This is a genomic window from Psychrobacter sp. (genome assembly GCF_035469765.1).
Classification (GTDB): Bacteria; Pseudomonadota; Gammaproteobacteria; order Pseudomonadales; family Moraxellaceae; genus Psychrobacter.
On record NZ_DATIRM010000015.1, the window covers coordinates 1 to 2,127 of the forward strand.

The 2,127-nt window shown below is 38.2% G+C and carries 2 protein-coding genes and 1 pseudogene; 1 reads left to right on the forward strand and 2 read right to left on the reverse strand.

What is annotated here, in order from left to right; all coding sequences use genetic code 11:
• Nucleotides 1-579: hypothetical protein (locus VLN09_RS00330; protein WP_325242996.1), on the forward strand; the 579-nt coding region annotated here is incomplete at its 5' end.
• Between the two features lie 5 nt (nt 580-584).
• Here VLN09_RS00330 and VLN09_RS00335 read toward each other — a convergent pair.
• The gene (locus VLN09_RS00335) at nt 585-1,496 is read right to left on the reverse strand and encodes a lysine exporter LysO family protein (RefSeq protein WP_325242998.1); all 912 of its coding nucleotides are present in this window, start codon (nt 1,494-1,496) and stop codon (nt 585-587) included.
• Nucleotides 1,497-1,646: 150 nt separating this feature from the next.
• Nucleotides 1,647-2,127, reverse strand: a pseudogene (locus VLN09_RS00340) (L-aspartate oxidase); the annotation flags it as partial.

The window sequence follows — 2,127 nt, forward strand, 5'->3', positions numbered from 1 at the left end:
AATAGTGCTGAACAAGATTATATCGTTGAGAAGGTTTTTGAAAAATTCGTTAAAGCAGGGCTGATTAGCCTTGACACAAAAACGAAAAAGTTAAGTTATAAAGTAAACAGTCAAGGGCTGTTAGACTTAGTAACTGATAAGGTTCTATTGAGTAAAGCCAAAACGATTGAAGGATTAAATAAGGTTATAAAACAAAAGCTTGCAACCTATCGTCAATTAAATAATGAAGAACAAGTTAATCTAGTCGTAACGTGGCTTAAAAATCAAGGTTTTATAAAGCAAAACGGTCAGAATATTTGTTATCTAACTTTGAATGGTATAAAAGTAAATACAAGTAAGGTTTTAAACGATAGTATGGAGAAGAGTAAATCTTCTGCTACGAAATATCAACGCGCAATAAAGTTGATAAAAGATCGTCCTATAAATTCTCGACCGTCAAAAAAGTCTACTTTAATAAATTATCTTAAAAACCATCTACGTAATGACGACTCTAAAGCAGTTGAAAACTTAATTAATCAGATGGTTACTAATAAAATTATCATAGTATCTAATGCAAACAAACTTAGTTATAAAATATAACTAAGCTAACCCAAAGCCGAAAATACCACCATCAGCACTGGCGCGATAATATTAATAATAAAGCCAAAGCTGATCGCTAATGGTACGACCTTTAAACCACCCGATTGCTGAATAATTGGCAAAGTAAAATCTAAGCTGGTCGCGCCACCAAGTCCAACTGAAGCAGATGGATATTTGCGCATAAAAACGGGGATAAATATTAACGCAAAAAACTCCCGTACCAAGTCATTAAATAACGCCACACTGCCCCAAACTGCACCATAAGCATCAGTCATTACAATCGCTGATAGCGAATACCAGCCAAATCCTGATGCCAATGCCAAGCCTTTCGTCCAAGAAACATCAGTAAACATCAGCGCAAAGATAAGTCCACCAACCAATACCGATAGCGTAAAGATAATACTCATCTCAACGCCGCGCTTATTGAGTAGCACTTCTTTTAAAGTAATGCCCGAGCCTTTTAGTCCGATACCAACCAGTAAGATTAATATCATTAGCATGACCGTCATGGTATTTTCAGGCGGTATATAGTCGGCTGGCAAGAAATAGCCTACCACAAAACCTATCACCACACAGATGACTTGGGTGAGGCTGCCGCGAATACTAACGCGATGCTCTTTAGATTTAACACTGGACTTTTTGGCATGCCACGGACGTAGACGGTCAAATAGCATTAGTCCAAATAAACCCGACCCAATCGTCAATATCGATAGTATCGTGACATAAAGTGCGATTTCACCTACCTGACTGCCAAGTCCTTCGACTTGCGCCAGCTCAATACCAATCAAGCCTAAGATAATAAAGACCAAATAAGATAAGCCTTTATCAGCAATTTTGGTGAGGGTTGGATTGGATGGAATGGCAAAGCCAATAAACATTGGCATTAAAACCAAGACAAGGGTAACTAAGCTTTGCATGGTGAAGTGCTCGCGGCATTTTTTAACAGGGGTTTTAACAGAGTGTTTTTAGAAAGGCTTTTTTAAGAAGTCGAGGATTGTAACATAGCAGAGTAACAATACTGACGTAAGCAGATAAAATTCATGAAATTTCTGCTGATCTAAGCTTCACTACATGCTAGACCAGCAGCACCGCATTGATTGAACGGAAAACAACTGTACTGCTTGTTCGTATTGGACGAAGTTATCATGATTTTGCAGTTCTGAACTGGGGTTATTGATATCACTTATTGGGAGAATAGCTTGGTTTAATAATGGCTCAATTACACTGATTCGGGGCGTAGCTGCTAAATTAGGATAGTCTGTCCGATAATGGCCACCGCGACTCTCAAGGCGTTGATAGGCAGACTGAACAATGAAGGTCGCTAACTGTAATTGCCTTTCTAATTGAAAAATTATTAGCCTATGAGTCGTTATAGCGTCGTCTGAAGTATTCATATTAGACTGACTTAACTCAGTTTTTCCAAGCCACTGTTGCCATTGCTGTATTTGTATCAAGGTTTGTTCTAATGATTCGGCAGTGCGAGTAATACCCATATGTGAGGTCATTAAAACTTTTAACTCTGCGATTATTTTGCCAGCCTGATGATTA

Coding starts and splice junctions, on each gene's coding strand:
- VLN09_RS00335 (WP_325242998.1), bottom strand. CDS start 1,496: ATGCAAAGCTTAGTTACCCTTGTCTTGGTTTTAATGCCAATGTTTATT.